The organism is Paenibacillus wynnii (assembly GCF_000757885.1).
Taxonomy (GTDB): Bacteria; Bacillota; Bacilli; order Paenibacillales; family Paenibacillaceae; genus Paenibacillus_AQ; species Paenibacillus_AQ wynnii.
The window spans coordinates 2,362,163-2,377,454 of record NZ_JQCR01000002.1 but is presented as its reverse complement, the minus strand read 5'-3'; the positions used below and the strand labels follow the sequence as shown (position 1 = coordinate 2,377,454).

The following is a 15,292-nucleotide window of genomic DNA, read 5'->3' as shown; positions in this document are numbered from 1 at the left end:
GCACATCGGCCTCCATACATAACAGCGAAAAGGAACCTCCTATGTAAAGAGGTCCCTTTGTGCATCACAGTATAATAAATATTTAACTATTCATAGAAAAGAGCAGCGTTGTTACATATTTACGAGCATCTGCTGTAAGTAGCTGCAAATATACGACACCCTTCGTCGGCTCTCCCATCACGAACTTCACTGTAGCACCGTCTAGATCTTCTTGAATGCCGGCAATAGTGTAGCCTTTGAAAAGCAGCTGGTCAATCGCCTGCTGCTCTTTCGCAAACTCCTCATAGGCTGCCATTAGACCACCCCTTCACTGACTTTATCTCTAAGCGGGCGGGGTGCCGAGGCTTCAAACCGTTTTCGGTGCAGGTATTTCCCGGCTCCGGGTTTACCGACGAATGTCTTGTCGCGGATGACAAACTCCCCCCGGCTAAAAACGGATACCGGTTCACCTTTTACCTTAAGGCCCTCAAAGGCGTTGTAATCCACATTCATATGGTGGGTTTCCGCAGAAAGGGTTCTTTCCACGTTGGGATCGAAGATCACTAGATCGGCATCACTGCCTACAGCTATGGTTCCCTTCTGCGGGAATAATCCGAACAACTTGGCGCTGGAGGTAGAGATGATATCTACGAATTTATTCAGAGAAATCCGCCCCTTCAGCACACCCTCCGAATACAAAATACTAAATCGGTCCTCGATGGTAGGGCCACCATTCGGGATTTTGGAGAAATCACCCAGACCCAAATCCTTTTGCCCTTTGAAATTAAAGGAGCATTGGTCGGAGCCTATGGTTTGCAAGCTGCCACTCCACAGCGCATCCCATAGAACCTCCTGATTCCACTGTTCACGCAGCGGAGGCGACCATACATATTTTGCACCTTCGAAGTTCGGCTTCTCAAGCGCCGTCTGATCAAGCACCAAATATTGCGGACAGGTCTCACCGTAAATGCGCAGCCCTTTTTTACGGGCTTCAGCAATTTTCCATACTGCTTCGGCACAGGTAACATGCACTACGTACAGCTGGGAATCAGCCAGCTCCGTTAAATAAGCCGCTCGGCCAGTGGCCTCGCCTTCCAACTCCGGTGGACGAGTCAATGCATGGTGGATCGGGTCTGTATTCCCTGCGGCTAAAGCCTGCTCCACTAGATGATCAATTACATCCCCATTTTCGGCATGCACCATCACCAGCGCACCCTCTTTTTTGGCAGTCTGCAAGGTCTTGAACAATGTGCCATCATCTACTTGAAGAACATTCTTATAGGCCATGAACACCTTCAGGGAGGTAATGCCTTCGCTCTCAATGATTTGCGGAAGCTCGCCCAGCACCGTATCGTTCAATTCAGAAACCATCAGGTGGAAGCTGTAATCGATGACGGCCTTATTCTCGGATTTACGGTGCCACGTATCCACGGCCTCCTGCAGCGGTTTTCCTTTGGCGGTTAAGCAGAAATCAATTACAGTTGTTGTTCCACCGAAAGCGGCAGCTATTGTACCCGTCTCAAAGTCATCAGCCGTAATGGTCCCGCCAAAAGGCATATCCAAGTGAGTATGCGGATCAATTCCGCCGGGAAATACGTAACAGCCCGCCGCATCAATGATTTCTGCACCCTCTGCCTCCAGATTCAAGCCAATCGCCGTAATCATTCCATCCTCCAGAACGACATCTCCTATATACGTATCTGCCGCGGTAACAATGGTCCCGTTTTTAATGATCTTCTTCATGATTACACAACCTCCGCTTCCGAATAGGAGCCGTTCAATGTAGTGATCACTTTTTGCCGCTCATTCCAGGTCATAGGCGCCAATCCGCTTTCCAACGGAACCATATCAATGGCCCCATCTGCCGGACAAACGATAGAACACAGGTTACAACCGACACAGTCTTCTTCCCGAACTTGCAAAATCGCTTTGCCCTCTGCGTTGGTCAACATATCAATACATTGATGCGAAGCATCCTCGCATGCAATATGGCATTTATTACAGTTGATGCAATTCTCCTCGTTAATTCGTGCGACAACCTTATAGTTGAGGTCCAAATCTCCCCAGTTAGAATATCTGGATACCGTTTTACCAATCAACTCGGTGACGGAGGCCAATCCTTTATCATCCAAATAGTTATTCAGACCGTCAATCATTTCCTCGACGATCCGGAAGCCGTGATGCATAACCGCTGTACACACCTGTATGCCGGTAGCGCCCATGAGCATAAATTCAACAACATCCTGCCAAGTGGAGATTCCGCCAATACCGGAGATCGGTACGCCAACGTTCAGGTCACGGGCGCATTCCGCTACCATGCTAAGAGCTATCGGCTTCACGGCCGGACCGCAGTAGCCTCCATGCGCACCTTGCCCTCCGACATGCGGGATCGTGTTCCAGCTGTGAATATCCACACCTGCAAGACTGTTGATCGTATTAATCATACTGATTGCGTCCGCGCCTCCCTTAACGGCATGGCGGGCAACAACGGTAATATCGGTAATATTAGGCGTTAGCTTCACAATTACAGGAGTGGTTGCCACTTCCTTCACCCATGAGGTCTGTGCCAGCACGAGATCGGGCTGCTGACCGGAAGCTGCGCCCATTCCCCGCTCTGCCATTCCGTGCGGACAACCGAAGTTAAGCTCCAGGCCATCGACACCGATAGCTTCGACTCTTTTGACGATCTCATGCCATGCCTTCTGGGTGGGCTCAACCATCAGGGATGCGATAATTGCATGATTCGGGAATCTTTTTTTCGTTTCATAGATTTCCTTCAGATTCACTTCCAGCGGCCGATCGGTGATTAACTCTATGTTGTTGAAACCGGCTACCCGCTGCCCATTGAAGTGTACGGCGGCGAATCGGGATGAGGTGTTAATAATGGGGTCGCCAAGTGTCTTCCACACGGCACCTCCCCAGCCGGCTTCGAATGCCCGCTGCACCTGATAACCTGTATTGGTAGGCGGCGCTGATGCCAACCAGAATGGATTGGGTGACTTAATTCCTGCTAGATTAATACTCAGATCTGCCATGAATGGTTCCTCCCTTTGATTTGTCGCCAGTCTAAAAAATTAAATCATTATACTTATGTCCAGTGATTGCCGTAACTACGGGGAATGTTGGACTTCCGGTCGCTGTTGTCTCCAGATTTATTTGATTTATATCCTTAGCGGATTAAATCCGGAGACAGCTTATGCTTACGATGCGAGCTTTCCTACGGAAAGCTTTCGGGCGAGCGCTAACGCTCCTCCAGTTCCAAAATTCCCCTTCGTTACTTTTCACCCTCATCATAGAAAAATTGAATTTCTTCTAAACTGCCGAGCCAATCACGCTCGTCTGTTGGGGGAGGAACTGCTGGATGATGGCGTAGGCGGCATCCTTGCCTTGTTGGGCGGCGGATACGACCATGGCCTCGCCTTTACCGGAACCGAAGACAATATCCCCGGCGGCATAGATTTGCGGGTCGGAGGTGCGATATGTTGTCTCATCAATTTCGACAACACCCCATTCATGACGCAGGCCGAAGGCATCGATCAGGTCGGTACGACGCTTTTGACCGATCGCAACCACTACGGCATCTACCGGCATTATAAATTCAGAGCCTTCGATTGGCATCGGGACAAGTCGCCCATCCTTGCCCACCTCACCCGTAAGCTTCATCTGTACACATTCAAGACCCGTGACATTCCCAAGCTCATCGCCAACGATTCGCTTGGGAAGGGTTAACCAGCTGAATTCTACGCCTTCTTGCTTGGCGAATTCATATTCAAAATCATAAGCGGTCATTTCCTCGCGCGTGCGGCGGTAGACCATTTTCACATTCGCTGCACCGAGACGTACGGAGCACGTTGCTCCATCAATGGCTGTATTGCCTGCGCCGATGACAGCCACACGTTGGCCCATCAGTTCCAACGTTGGAATGCCCGACTTGGTGCTCTCCACCAATTGGATAGCGTCATATACACCTGATAATCGTTCTCCTTCAATACCTATTGGGGGGACATAACCCATTCCCGCAGCCAGTACTATGGCATCGTAGCTGGATTTAAGCTCTTCTACCGACACATCTACGCCGACCTTTACACCCGTGCGTATCTCCACACCCAACTTCTCTACCTGCTCTACTTCCCAGAGGGATACGGACTGCGGTAGTCTGAAGGATACAATTCCATGTGTATCCAGACCTCCAGCCAACAACTTTGCCTCATAGATCACAACGGAAAATCCCTTACGGGCCAGCTCGCGGGCTGCGGATAATCCGGCCGGTCCGCCGCCCACTATAGCGACTTTTTTGCCATTAGATTCATCGGCTGTAAATAATTGAACTTGGGCTTGGATCGCCCAATCTGTTGCATAACGCTGGAGCAAGCCGATTTTGATCGGTTCGGAGGTATCATTCAGCACACAAGCCCCTTCACACAGTTCCTCTGTTGGGCAGACGCGGGCGCAACTGGCTCCCACCGGATTTGCGTCCATGATGGTATAAGCCGAACCTTTGAGGTTATCCGTGGCAATTCTTTTAATAAATGAAGGAATATTAATGCTGGTCGGACAGGCTTTAATGCAGGGAGCATCATAACAATAGAGACAGCGGTTAGACTCATCTATCGCGCCCTTACGGGTCAATCCCGACTGGGCCTCAGCGAAATTACGCATAAACATATCCGGTGAAAATGTGGTTAACGGAGCATCATGTCCCATCAGCTATCCCTCCATCTGGTATTAGGTTATTTCTATGCTGAAGCATAGGTCTTTCAGTCGATTCGAGGAAAATTCCCAGCGCACTTACGAATTTTCGGCTCATATTCTCTTCCCCACAGCATATATGTGTTATATAATATAACATTATTACGATAGTCGTCTTAATTTTCTGCTTACCGCAAGTGTTTTTTATAGTAAAATAGAAATAAATCACCCAAACTTATCCAACCCCTGCCGGGTTAAGTAATATATTCTAACATACTATATACAAACTATAATCAATTCCTATTTTCGTTACACTAGACACATTGTCTAATTTCAAAAGTGTATTTTTTACGATTTACGATTAGATTAGGGGGAACAGCTATGGATTGGGAGCTTGTATTTACCATTCGCGATGCACTAAAAAGACCACTGTTCGCAGAAGCGGAGGTGATCGGAGGAAAAAGCGGGCTTAATCGGTCCATTCGTTGGGTGCATGTACTCGAAAGCGCAAGCTTCGAGAGTCTGATTCATGGCGAGGAGATGATTTTGACTACGGGTATTGGCATAGGCGTTGATGTGCCTTCTTCACTGGCCTTTATGGAGAATCTAATTTACAAAAATGCCGCCTGTCTTTGCATTGAAATCGGTAGTTATTTCAGTTCCGTTCCGCGAGAGTTAGTCGAGTTGGCCGATAAGCATGATTTCCCGCTGATCATCTTCACCCGCACCGTTCGCTTTGTAGATATCACAATGGATCTGCATTCCCTTATTATCAACCGCCATCACCGGATGCTTCAGGAACTGGAGAGTATCTCACGTGAATTCCACCGGTTAACCTTAACCTCGCAAGGGGCAATCAAAGTCCTTCAACTCTTATCTAAAAGCACCCGCACACAAATCGTCTATATGCAGCTGCAAGGCAAACCCCTGTTCTTCCCGGCGCTTTCCCCCGAGGATCAAGCCCCCTTACTTCGTTTCTTCGCAACCTTCGGCGAAGAGGTGGAAGGCAGCCAACCTGATGCGGCGCCTTATACACGGGAATACGGGAATAAAACTATGATGATTAAGCCTGTAGGGGCACTCGATCAGACATGGGCCTATCTCATGATGGTTTGTACCCACAAACCGCAGGAATTCGACTGCCTGCTGCTGGACTCCGCATCGCTGTCTATTGCCCAGGAGCTGCTTCGCACGCGTTATATGGAAGAGCGTAAGCTTTTTTCGGAGAATCTATGGGTTGATGAGCTGATCAACGGTCGGATAGAAGACGATAAGCGCCTTAAAAGCCTGATCGGACCAGACTTCAATGTGATGAACGAGTTCCCGTACCGCGTATGCCTGATCGAGATTGAGAATCCCCGGGATGTGAAATGGAACAGCTCCGAAAATGATTGGGAATCCATCACCTTCCACTTGTCGCTCATCTTGAGATCCATTTTCGAGAAATATTCCCTGCGTCCACTTATCACGCTCAAAAATAACCGCCTGACCGTCATCGCCCTTGATATCCAATCCAAGCTTCCAGGCAAGCCCAGACTGCAGCAGGCACTCGATTCCTTACAGCACATCCGATCCGACGAGAAGCTAAAGGACCTGCAACTCATTATCGGCGTCGGCAAACCCCATACCGGGCTTAAACATGCGTATGCGGGTTATCAGGAAGCTGTTCAAGCATTATCTCTATACCCCTGTTACCAAAAATCATTACTGTTCTATGAAGAGCTCGGCGTGTTCCAGCTACTACTCAGCTTAAATGACGGCATAACGCTTCAAGCCTTCATACGCAGCTATCTCGGGCCCCTAATCGACCACGATCAGACCAAGGGCAGTGAGCTGATGCTGACCCTCCGTGTCTATCTGGACCACGACGGCTCCAAGCAGATTGCAGCACGGAATTTGTTCATTGTCAGACAATCACTTTATTACCGTTTAGATAAAATCACTGAACTGCTCGGCGAAGACTTCATGTTACCGGAGAATCGGATATCGATTCAGGTGGCGTTGCGGGCTTACCAACTTCTTTATCCGGAAAAGTTCGCCCTGCCTAGCTCTCGCTCATTACAGATTTAAAGGTATCCACAATAAACTGTATATCCTCGTCAGTGGAGGATAATGGCGGAGCAAAGGTTAGCACATTATTAAAACCGGCTACGGTATCGCCGTTTTTGCCGATAATAAGCCCTTTAGCTTTGCACTTGGCTATAATTCCTTTTACCGTGTCCAGATGCACCGGTTTCTTAGTAACTTTATCTTCAACAAGCTCAATACCTGTAACTAATCCAAAGCTGCGGATGTCACCTACAAGCTTATGATCAAGCAGTTCTGAGAACTCTCGGTTCAATCTAGCACCCAATATGTCCGCACGCTCGATAAGATCCTCCTGTTCCAGAATCTCTAGATTGCGCAAAGCCAATGCACAAGCTGCAGGATTCCCCCCGAACGTGTTAACGTGGCGGAAGTAACCATAGTCATCACTGTTATCCTTGAAGACTTCATAGATATCCTTACGTACGGCTGTTGCGGACAACGGGAGGTAGGCACTGGTCAACCCTTTAGCCATCGTCACGATGTCGGGCTTAATATTGAAGTTGTGATGGCCGAATTTACGTCCGGAGCGCCCAAAGCCGCAGATTACTTCATCAATAATAAGCAGCACGCCATGCTTGCGGCAGATTTCCTGCACCCGGTCCATATAGACTTGATGCGGCACAATCACTCCTCCCCCTGTAATCACCGGCTCCATAATCACAGCCGCGACAGTCTCCACGCCTTCCCATACGATCGTATCCTCAATGGCTTGCGCACACTGCAGATTGAATTCTTCTACCGTTTGTCCGGCAGGACGGCGGTAGCTGTCGGGCGGCGCCACATGTAGAAATCCTCCTCCGAGAGGTTCGTACTTATACTTCCGCTGCGCCTGACCGGTAGCCGCCAAGGCTCCCATCGAATTACCGTGATACCCGCGGTAACGGGCGATAAATTTGTGGCGGTAATGCTGGCCGATCTGCTGCTGGTATTGACGGGCCATTTTGAAAGCTGCTTCATTCGCTTCCGATCCGCTGTTCGAGAAGAAGATTACATAATCATCTCCCAGCCATTCGTTCAGCTTCTCCGCCAGAGCAATAGCAGGCAGATGGCTTTGCGTCAACGGAAAATACGGCAGACTTAGCAATTGGTTATAAGCAGCCTCCGCCAGCTCTTTCCGGCCATAACCCACATTCACGCACCATAAACCAGACATACCGTCCAAATATTTATTTCCGTGAATATCCGTGACCCATGAACCGCTAGCCGAAGTTGCGATCATCGGCGGGTTAGTTTCACTGTAAGGGGTGATATTATGCCATAAGTACTTCTGATCCTTCTTAATCGCCAGCTCACTTTCCGTCTCCAAGCTCTGCATAGCATTCTCTCCCCTCAAACTCCCTATTGGTTTATATGAATGGATTAATAACGTGCAGTGATCATTTTTTTGCGAGTATAAAATTCAACGCCATCCCGGCCGTTCGCATGCAAATCTCCATAGAAGGATTTCTTATAGCCAGAGAACGGGAAGAACGCCATGGGAGCAGGAACACCCAGATTCACACCCAGCATCCCCGCATCAATCTCTTCACGGAACTCACGGATCGCCTTGGCGCTGTCCGTATAAATGCAGGCCCCATTCGCAAACGGAGATTGATTCGTAACAGCTATGGCTTCACTTAGATCTTTGACGCGAATTACAGCTAGCACGGGTGCAAATATTTCATCTTTCCAAATCACCATGCCCGGCTTTACATGATCAAAGATCGTCGGCCCGATAAAATAACCAGCACCGCTTACTACAGCATCTGTCCTGCCATCCCGGACCAACTTGGCATTCTCACGTTCACCCGCCTCAATATACGATACAGCCCTATCCTTATTAGCCTGACGGATTACTGGACCCAGGAATACACCTTTATCCATGCCATTGCCAATTTGAAGATCATCCGCCGCCTCTTTTAGACGGCCCACCAATTCATCAGCGATATCCTCATGAACCACCACTACGGAACAAGCCATGCATCGCTCACCCGCTGAGCCAAAGGCCGCTGATATTATATTCTTCACTGCGTTATCCAGATCCGCATCGGGAAGAACGATAGAATGATTCTTAGCTCCAGCTAGAGCTTGAACACGTTTACCATGGGAGGTCCCGGTCTTATAGACATACTCCGCCACAGGCTGCGAGCCCACGAATGAGATTGCTTTAACTTCCTCATGCTCCAGCAAGCCATTCACAACCTCATGCGCACCATGAACAATGTTCAGCACACCCGAAGGAAATCCTGCTTGAGCGAACAGTTCCCCGAGGCGGTTTACCAGCAGCGGTGTACGCTCGGAAGGCTTTAGCACAAAGGTATTGCCACAGGCGATCGCCAACGGAAACATCCAGCACGGCACCATCATCGGGAAGTTGAACGGAGCAATGCCCCCTACTACACCCAAAGGATAGCGGAACATGCCCGACTCCACACCGGTAGCGATATCCGGCAGCTGACTGCCCATCATCAAAGTCGGAATCCCTGCAGCAAACTCCACACACTCAATCCCCCGCTGAACCTCCCCGTAGGCCTCCTCCAGACTTTTACCATTCTCTAGCGTAATCAGCTCCGCCAGCTCATTCCAGTGTTCAACCAGCAGCTGCTGGTATTGAAAGAAGTAGCGGGCCCGCCGGGGTACGGCAACTCTTTTCCACGATTGAAAAGCCAATGCAGCAGCCTCAACAGCCCTATTCAGTTCATCTCTTCCGGAGATAGGCACATACGCAATCACTTCACCTGTTGCTGGATTGAACACTTCCTCATCCCGCCCCGAGGATGATTCCACCCAATCTCCACCCACATAGTTCTTGACCCTTATCGCATTTGTAATCAGTAGAGACATTCCTTGCACCTCTTTTCTCTATCTGCTGTTAACTATATAAAACGAACTTCGGCCCCTTATAGGCCTATAGCGGGTGTAACTACAGTGAGTGTTTGGACTTCCGGCCGCTGTTGTATCCAGATTTCTTGATTTAACCCGCTTTTAGCGGTTGAAATCCGGATACAGCTTATGCTTTCGAAGCGAGCTTTCCTACGGAAAGCTTTCGGGCGGTCGCTATCGCTCCTACAGTCCTAAACCTCACCTCCGTTACCCCCTCTGGCCTATCAATTTTTAGTTCATTTTATAATATTATAAGGAGATGACCGCCAAAATGACGGCCATCCCTTGATAAATATGCTGTGGTTAGAGCTTACTTGCTAGCCATCTCAACAATCTCATTAGTGTAGGCTTCGTCTACTTTGGAAGCTGTTTTGATCACACCGAATTTAAGCGCGATATCTGCCGTTTGCTGGAAAGCCGCAGCATCGGTATAACCCATCTTGGCAGGATCAAAACCTTCCGGAAGGATCAGCTTAGCGACCTCATTCATCATGGTCAGTTGATGTTCCTTCGTTGTACTGCCAGCTTCCGCCAGCTTCATCACACTATCTACTGCAGCAGCAGGATCAGCGATAGCCTCTTTCCAACCTTTAAGGGAAGCACGAACGAATTTAGCCGCTGTTTCTTTATTCTCTGCCAGCCATTCTTTGTTCGCGAATAGGTTATCCTCAAGCATCGCTACACCTTCATCATTCATATCAATGACACTCAAATCCGCAGCAGGAATTCCTGATTCCAGCGCAACTTGATACTCGTTATACGTCATTGCCGAGGCTGCATCAATTTCCCCACCCAGGAACTGGTCCATGGTAAAACCTTGCTTCGTGAAATTCAGATCCTTATTGGGGTCGAGCTTATATTTATCAAAAAGAGCCAAGATTTCAAATTCATTACCGCCCATCCAGTTGCCCACTTTCTTACCTTCCAGATCCGCAGGAGTACTGATGCCTGCATCCTTTTTGGAGACCAGCACAAGTCCGCTCTTTTGGAAAATCTGAGCAATTTGCACCAGCGGCATTTCCTGTTCCTGACTGGTCAGCAAGCTCGCCACCCAATCCACACCGATATCCGCGGAACCGCCTGCTACTTGTTGTTCAGGTACGATATCAGGGCCTCCCGGCAGGATTTCCACTTTAAGACCTTCTTCAGCGTAGTAGCCTTTATCTTGAGCCACAAAGTATCCGGCAAATTGTGCCTGCGGCACCCACTTCAGCTGCAACTTAACTGTAACGGGATCAGCAGCAGGTTCAGCCGTCGCCTCAGCAGCAGGTTCAGTCGTAGCATTGGCAGCCGCATTCGGTTCCGCAGATGGAGCGGCATTATTATTTCCTCCACACCCCGCCATCACAGTCATCACGAGCATCAAAACCGCCAACAAGAACACACCACGAAACTTCCGATTCTTCACGTTCATCAATTGAACTCCCCCTACCGTAATTTTTAGTCTCTCACAAACAGAATGCACAGTATGGTTACTATCGCGGTGCTCTTTATGCAAACGGCTTAAGGAGGACTTCTTTGTCCCTAACACTTGAGGCCGGATGTATTGAAGTGAATTTCATGAATCAGGATCTGGCAGACGGATGCCATTTGATAAAAATCTTCTCCAATCTTTCAACAACTAGGTAAAATAACACTCCAGCCACCGCAGCCAATACGATACAGGACCAGCCAAGCGGCATTTTAGCTACCTTAATGGAGTTGGAGAGCAGATACCCAAGCCCTCTGGAAGAGAAGAAAAACTCCCCGACAATGGCTCCGATCATACTGGCTGTAGCATTGATCTTAAGTGCAGTGAATACATACGGCAGGCTGTTCTGAATCCTCAAATAGCGGAATACCGCAGGCTTGCCCGCCGCATAGGAATGCATAAGATCGAGCGCCAGCGGATCTATTGCCGCCATACCCTTGTAGGCATTAATGGCCATTGCCGCCATTGTAGTTGCCGTGACAATCGCAACCCGCGAACCGATGCCATCCCCGAACCAAAGGTTCATAATGGGGGCAAGCGCCACGATTGGAACGGCATTAAGGGCAGCCACCATCGTCAGACTCCCCCCTCCCCAACGAGGCCAGGCCGTTGCCGTTAAGGCAATCAAGAATCCGATAGCCGAGCCGACCAACATCCCGAGAACCGCCTCAGTCAGTGTATATCCGGTATAGGATAACAACAGACTGAAATTCTCTCTCATCGACTGCGCAATGGCTGATGGCAAGGGCAGCTGATATTTTTTCAAATCAAATATAGAGTGATAGAACTGCTTCTCCCACAGTGCAAGGAAAACAACACCTGCCAACAAAGGTAAAATCACCCCGGCATCCAGCCATCTCACCCACCCTCCGGGCCTCCCGCGCCTTTTGGATTTCACCTCAACTTCAGGTTGTAAGCCAGGGCCTTTCTTCTCCGTTGCTGCCGAACGACGAACTCCGTCATTTCCGGGAGAGGGGATATACGCCGCCTCCTGTATTGAGCTTCTATCCATTAGCGGCTGCCTCCTTTCGGGCGGAACTCCGGCTGCCAAGGTGCTACTGCACGCTCGACCAGACTCATTAACCAATAACTCACGATCCCGAGCAATGCGCCGACGATCACCGTAGACCAGAACATATAAGTATGAGAGGGGCCGTAGTAAAGATTGCGCAGCATGATAACACCGATGCCGTGCTGGGCTCCCATAAGTTCAACCAGAATGGCACCCGTTACCGCCAGCGGAGCGGCAATTTTAAGTCCGCTGAACAATCCGGGGAGAGCTGCCGGCAAACGAAGCTTCCAGTACACCGCCCACGGCTTAGCCGCATAGGAGTGCATTAATTCCAGTGCCGATAGATCCACGCTGCGCAAGCCGCGCAGCATATTAAGTGAAACGGGGAAGAAGGTAATATAACCCGAGATAATAATGCGTGAGATTTGATCATCCCGTACAATTCCGTAGATAATTGGAGCAAGGCCTAGAATAGGGATCATTTGTGAAGCAATAGCATAAGGAAAAGTCAGCTTTTCAACTATTTTCGAAATACTCATCAGTACCGCCAACACAATCCCGGCAGCTGCACCGAGCAGAAAACCGACACCTGCACTACCGAAGGTCGCTCCACCTTCCTTGAGAAGAGTGCCTTTATACTGCCATAAGGTAGCCATCACCTCATGCACGTAAGGCAGCTTGGACTGCGCCAGCGGCGTCTCCATTACATTCAGCAGCAGCCAGGAAACAGCTTCCCACAAGAGTAGAAATCCGAATATCCATACGAAGAGCGGGAGCAGGCGGTTCCGCATTAACAGGCCGTTTCCTTTCATAGCTACACCCCTTCGAAACTATCGCGAATACGGGCGATCAGTTCAAAAAACTCCGGACTGTTTCTCATTTCGGCGGTACGCGGACGAGGCAGAGGAATATTCACAACAGAGGATAGCCGTCCCGGGTGCGGGGATAGCACAAATACCCGATCGGACAGAAAAATGGATTCAGGAATACTGTGTGTAACAAATACAATAGTGTTTTGAACCTTACTCCAGACAGACAACAATTCTTCATTCAGACGTTCGCGTGTAAATTCATCCAGAGCCGAGAACGGTTCATCCATCAAAAGAATTTCAGGTTCCATCGATAAGGCTCTGGCGATTGCCACACGCTGCTGCATCCCCCCGCTGAGCTGCCATGGGTATTTATCCGCAAAGCCCTGTAATCCCACCAATTCCAGCAGTTCCAGCGCCTTTTCCTCACGTACCGATTTCTTCGTTCCCAACAATTCAAGAGGGAGCGTAATGTTGTCTTTAACCTTCCTCCAGTCATAGAGCACAGGACTTTGGAAGACGATGCCGTACTTCTGAGCGAGCCTTGCCTCTCTGGCACTCTTGCCTGCGACGGTAATATTACCGCCCGTTGGCTCAATGAGATCAGCCATCAGTCTCAGCAGTGTTGTTTTTCCGCAGCCGGAAGGGCCCAACAGTGAAACGAACTCCCCCTTAGCGATATCAAGACTAACCTGGTGAAGCGCCAATACATCCGCCGTTTCGGTTTGGTACCTCATTTCTATATTCTCTAATTTAATCTCAGGAATCTCCGTCAGTATCGTTGACATACCTATCCCTCCCAATCCTGAATATATAATGTTATATTTAGTGACATGTTTATTGCAAATATGAGCCCGATTACATTTTGATGTAGCTTTAACTAACATATTACACATTGAACCTTACACTCACACTAGACAAAGAGTAAAATACCTCCGGCAATTTTCCGTCATTATGTCCATAGCGACATGAATACTTTAATCTCCAATTATATTGTGATCGTTGCTATTCCCGGGGTGCTGAACGCCCTTCTCGCCATCCTCGCTTATTATAAGGAAACCGATTTTGCGGGCGTAAAGTCCTTCAATGCTATCGCTTGCACTTCAGCCATTTATACCTTAGGTATTGCGCTTGAGCTATCGGGTAATTCTCTGCAAGAAATCAATCTTTGGTTAAAAGTGGAGTATTTGGGGATGCCGTTCATTGCCCCTTCGAGCCTGATTATGGTCTTACATTTCGTGGGGTTGGAGAGGTTGACCAATCGAAGAAAAGTGGCAGCGCTTTATACGATACCCTTCCTAACAATGCTGCTGGTGTGGACCAACGATTATCATCATTTGTTCTATCGTTCCGTATATTTGCGTGCCGATACGCCCACTCCACTAGTAGATATCACTATGGGGCCCTAGTACATCGTTCACGGGAGCTTCACCTTCGGCTGTATGCTGGCATCTACATTGTTAATGCTGTGTCAATGGAACCGAATGAAGCGTGTGTACCGCAGACAGATGTTCACGATACTTACTGGCCTTTTTATCCCTATGTTGGGCGCCTTATTATATTTGCTCGGCAAAACGCCTTATGGAATGGACCCTGTACCCGTCATTATGAGCTTGACCTCGGTTATGTATATTTGGGCTATTCAATCCAGAGGAATGCTCACAGCAGCCCCTATCGATCGTGAGAACCTTTTTGAGAGCATGCGGGATGGCGTGCTGGTTACGGATCGTTTTGATATGCTCATTGACTATAACCGGGCCGCCGCCGAGATGATTCAGGGACTGGGCTCCGCCGCTATCGGCAAACCGCTGGCCCAACTGTTTCTTCCCGCCGGCAAAGATGCCGTCTCCTATGTCATGCAATCAGATCCGCTGCTTCAAGAGGAGAGGGAAATGGAATGGTCATTGGGCCGGCAGATTGATCATGCTTATCGATGTAACGGAGCGTACTCTTTGCAGGAAAAGCTTACACAGCTGGCTACTATAGATAGCCTTACCAGCATTTACAACCGTACATACTTTATGGAGCTGAGTAGAAAACGGCTTGCCGAATCGGCACATACCGAGAGCCCGTTGTCCCTCATTTTGCTGGACATTGATCATTTCAAGAGCATCAATGACCGTTATGGACATGAGGAGATGCTCGGGGGAGCGGATCAAGCACTATACACCTCTAAAAGAAATGGGCGTAACGCCGTACATATCTCCCACGGCGTGGGGAGTAGTGAATTTACCTTGGTGTAATTATTTTAGTTGTATTTTATGCATTTATTTAATGCATGAAGGGCTTGTCCCAGACGTTAGTTGCACTTTATACATCTAAATTCGAATTAAACCCACTTTTCAGCCCAATAGTGAAAAAATAAGTGTACAAAGTGCATCT

12 protein-coding genes and 1 pseudogene are annotated in these 15,292 nt (G+C 48.9%); 3 read left to right on the top strand and 10 right to left on the bottom strand.

What is annotated here, in order from left to right; genetic code table 11:
* Positions 1 to 82 precede the first annotated feature (82 nt).
* The 4 genes from PWYN_RS13315 to PWYN_RS13300 all read right to left on the bottom strand — a co-directional run bounded on the left by PWYN_RS13315 (position 83) and on the right by PWYN_RS13300 (position 4,683).
* Positions 83 to 295 (bottom strand): hypothetical protein, encoded by a 213-nt coding sequence (locus PWYN_RS13315; protein ID WP_036652389.1) that lies wholly within the window; start codon positions 293 to 295, stop codon positions 83 to 85.
* Positions 295 to 1,722, bottom strand: a complete 1,428-nt coding sequence (gene hydA, locus PWYN_RS13310; protein WP_036652386.1) for a dihydropyrimidinase — start codon at positions 1,720 to 1,722, stop codon at positions 295 to 297. Before hydA ends, PWYN_RS13315 begins: the two co-directional genes overlap by 1 nt.
* Positions 1,723 to 1,724: 2 nt before the next feature.
* A complete protein-coding gene (gene preA / locus PWYN_RS13305) occupies positions 1,725 to 3,014 on the bottom strand; it encodes an NAD-dependent dihydropyrimidine dehydrogenase subunit PreA (RefSeq protein WP_036652384.1) in 1,290 nt (429 codons plus the stop codon).
* Between the two features lie 277 nt (positions 3,015 to 3,291).
* Complete coding sequence (locus PWYN_RS13300; RefSeq protein ID WP_052087933.1) at positions 3,292 to 4,683, bottom strand: NAD(P)-dependent oxidoreductase; 1,392 nt, start codon at positions 4,681 to 4,683, stop codon at positions 3,292 to 3,294.
* A gap of 366 nt (positions 4,684 to 5,049) precedes the next feature.
* Between PWYN_RS13300 and PWYN_RS13290 the strand changes: the two genes are divergently transcribed.
* Positions 5,050 to 6,738: a PucR family transcriptional regulator gene (locus PWYN_RS13290; RefSeq protein ID WP_036652380.1), complete on the top strand. Its 1,689-nt coding sequence runs from the start codon at positions 5,050 to 5,052 to the stop codon at positions 6,736 to 6,738.
* Here the strand turns inward: PWYN_RS13290 and PWYN_RS13285 are convergent.
* The 6 genes from PWYN_RS13285 to PWYN_RS13260 form a co-directional block, all read right to left on the bottom strand.
* Positions 6,713 to 8,071, bottom strand: coding sequence for an aspartate aminotransferase family protein (locus PWYN_RS13285; RefSeq protein WP_036652377.1), 1,359 nt, complete (start codon positions 8,069 to 8,071; stop codon positions 6,713 to 6,715). The two genes, PWYN_RS13290 and PWYN_RS13285, sit on opposite strands and share 26 nt — an antisense overlap.
* 44 nt (positions 8,072 to 8,115) lie before the next feature.
* Positions 8,116 to 9,579, bottom strand: a complete 1,464-nt coding sequence (locus PWYN_RS13280; protein WP_036652375.1) for a CoA-acylating methylmalonate-semialdehyde dehydrogenase — start codon at positions 9,577 to 9,579, stop codon at positions 8,116 to 8,118.
* 349 nt (positions 9,580 to 9,928) lie between these two features.
* Positions 9,929 to 11,032, bottom strand: coding sequence for an ABC transporter substrate-binding protein (locus PWYN_RS13275; protein WP_052087932.1), 1,104 nt, complete (start codon positions 11,030 to 11,032; stop codon positions 9,929 to 9,931).
* Between the two features lie 151 nt (positions 11,033 to 11,183).
* Positions 11,184 to 12,101 (bottom strand): ABC transporter permease, encoded by a 918-nt coding sequence (locus PWYN_RS13270; RefSeq protein ID WP_084146708.1) that lies wholly within the window; start codon positions 12,099 to 12,101, stop codon positions 11,184 to 11,186.
* Complete coding sequence (locus PWYN_RS13265) at positions 12,101 to 12,913, bottom strand: ABC transporter permease (RefSeq protein ID WP_084146707.1); 813 nt, start codon at positions 12,911 to 12,913, stop codon at positions 12,101 to 12,103. Before PWYN_RS13265 ends, PWYN_RS13270 begins: the two co-directional genes overlap by 1 nt.
* Before the next feature lie 2 nt (positions 12,914 to 12,915).
* Positions 12,916 to 13,698, bottom strand: coding sequence for an ABC transporter ATP-binding protein (locus PWYN_RS13260; protein ID WP_036652373.1), 783 nt, complete (start codon positions 13,696 to 13,698; stop codon positions 12,916 to 12,918).
* 180 nt (positions 13,699 to 13,878) lie between these two features.
* On the opposite strand from PWYN_RS13260, the pseudogene PWYN_RS28090 reads away from it, so the two are divergent.
* Both PWYN_RS28090 and PWYN_RS28085 read left to right on the top strand, forming a co-directional pair.
* Positions 13,879 to 14,571, top strand: a pseudogene (locus PWYN_RS28090) (histidine kinase N-terminal 7TM domain-containing protein); the annotation flags it as partial.
* The gene (locus PWYN_RS28085; RefSeq protein WP_276203425.1) at positions 14,566 to 15,153 is read left to right on the top strand and encodes a GGDEF domain-containing protein; all 588 of its coding nucleotides are present in this window, start codon (positions 14,566 to 14,568) and stop codon (positions 15,151 to 15,153) included. The pseudogene PWYN_RS28090 and the gene PWYN_RS28085, both read left to right, overlap by 6 nt.
* Positions 15,154 to 15,292: the final 139 nt, after the last annotated feature.

Bases quoted from the DNA above. Each gene is read 5' to 3' on its own strand.
- PWYN_RS13315 (WP_036652389.1), bottom strand. From the start codon at position 295: ATGGCAGCCTATGAGGAGTTTGCGAAAGAGCAGCAGGCGATTGACCAG.
- hydA (WP_036652386.1), bottom strand. From the start codon at position 1,722: ATGAAGAAGATCATTAAAAACGGGACCATTGTTACCGCGGCAGATACG.
- preA (WP_036652384.1), bottom strand. From the start codon at position 3,014: ATGGCAGATCTGAGTATTAATCTAGCAGGAATTAAGTCACCCAATCCA.
- PWYN_RS13300 (WP_052087933.1), bottom strand. From the start codon at position 4,683: ATGGGACATGATGCTCCGTTAACCACATTTTCACCGGATATGTTTATG.
- PWYN_RS13290 (WP_036652380.1), top strand. From the start codon at position 5,050: ATGGATTGGGAGCTTGTATTTACCATTCGCGATGCACTAAAAAGACCA.
- PWYN_RS13285 (WP_036652377.1), bottom strand. From the start codon at position 8,071: ATGCAGAGCTTGGAGACGGAAAGTGAGCTGGCGATTAAGAAGGATCAG.
- PWYN_RS13280 (WP_036652375.1), bottom strand. From the start codon at position 9,579: ATGTCTCTACTGATTACAAATGCGATAAGGGTCAAGAACTATGTGGGT.
- PWYN_RS13275 (WP_052087932.1), bottom strand. From the start codon at position 11,032: ATGAACGTGAAGAATCGGAAGTTTCGTGGTGTGTTCTTGTTGGCGGTT.
- PWYN_RS13270 (WP_084146708.1), bottom strand. From the start codon at position 12,101: ATGGATAGAAGCTCAATACAGGAGGCGGCGTATATCCCCTCTCCCGGA.
- PWYN_RS13265 (WP_084146707.1), bottom strand. From the start codon at position 12,913: ATGAAAGGAAACGGCCTGTTAATGCGGAACCGCCTGCTCCCGCTCTTC.
- PWYN_RS13260 (WP_036652373.1), bottom strand. From the start codon at position 13,698: ATGTCAACGATACTGACGGAGATTCCTGAGATTAAATTAGAGAATATA.
- PWYN_RS28085 (WP_276203425.1), top strand. From the start codon at position 14,566: ATGCTCACAGCAGCCCCTATCGATCGTGAGAACCTTTTTGAGAGCATG.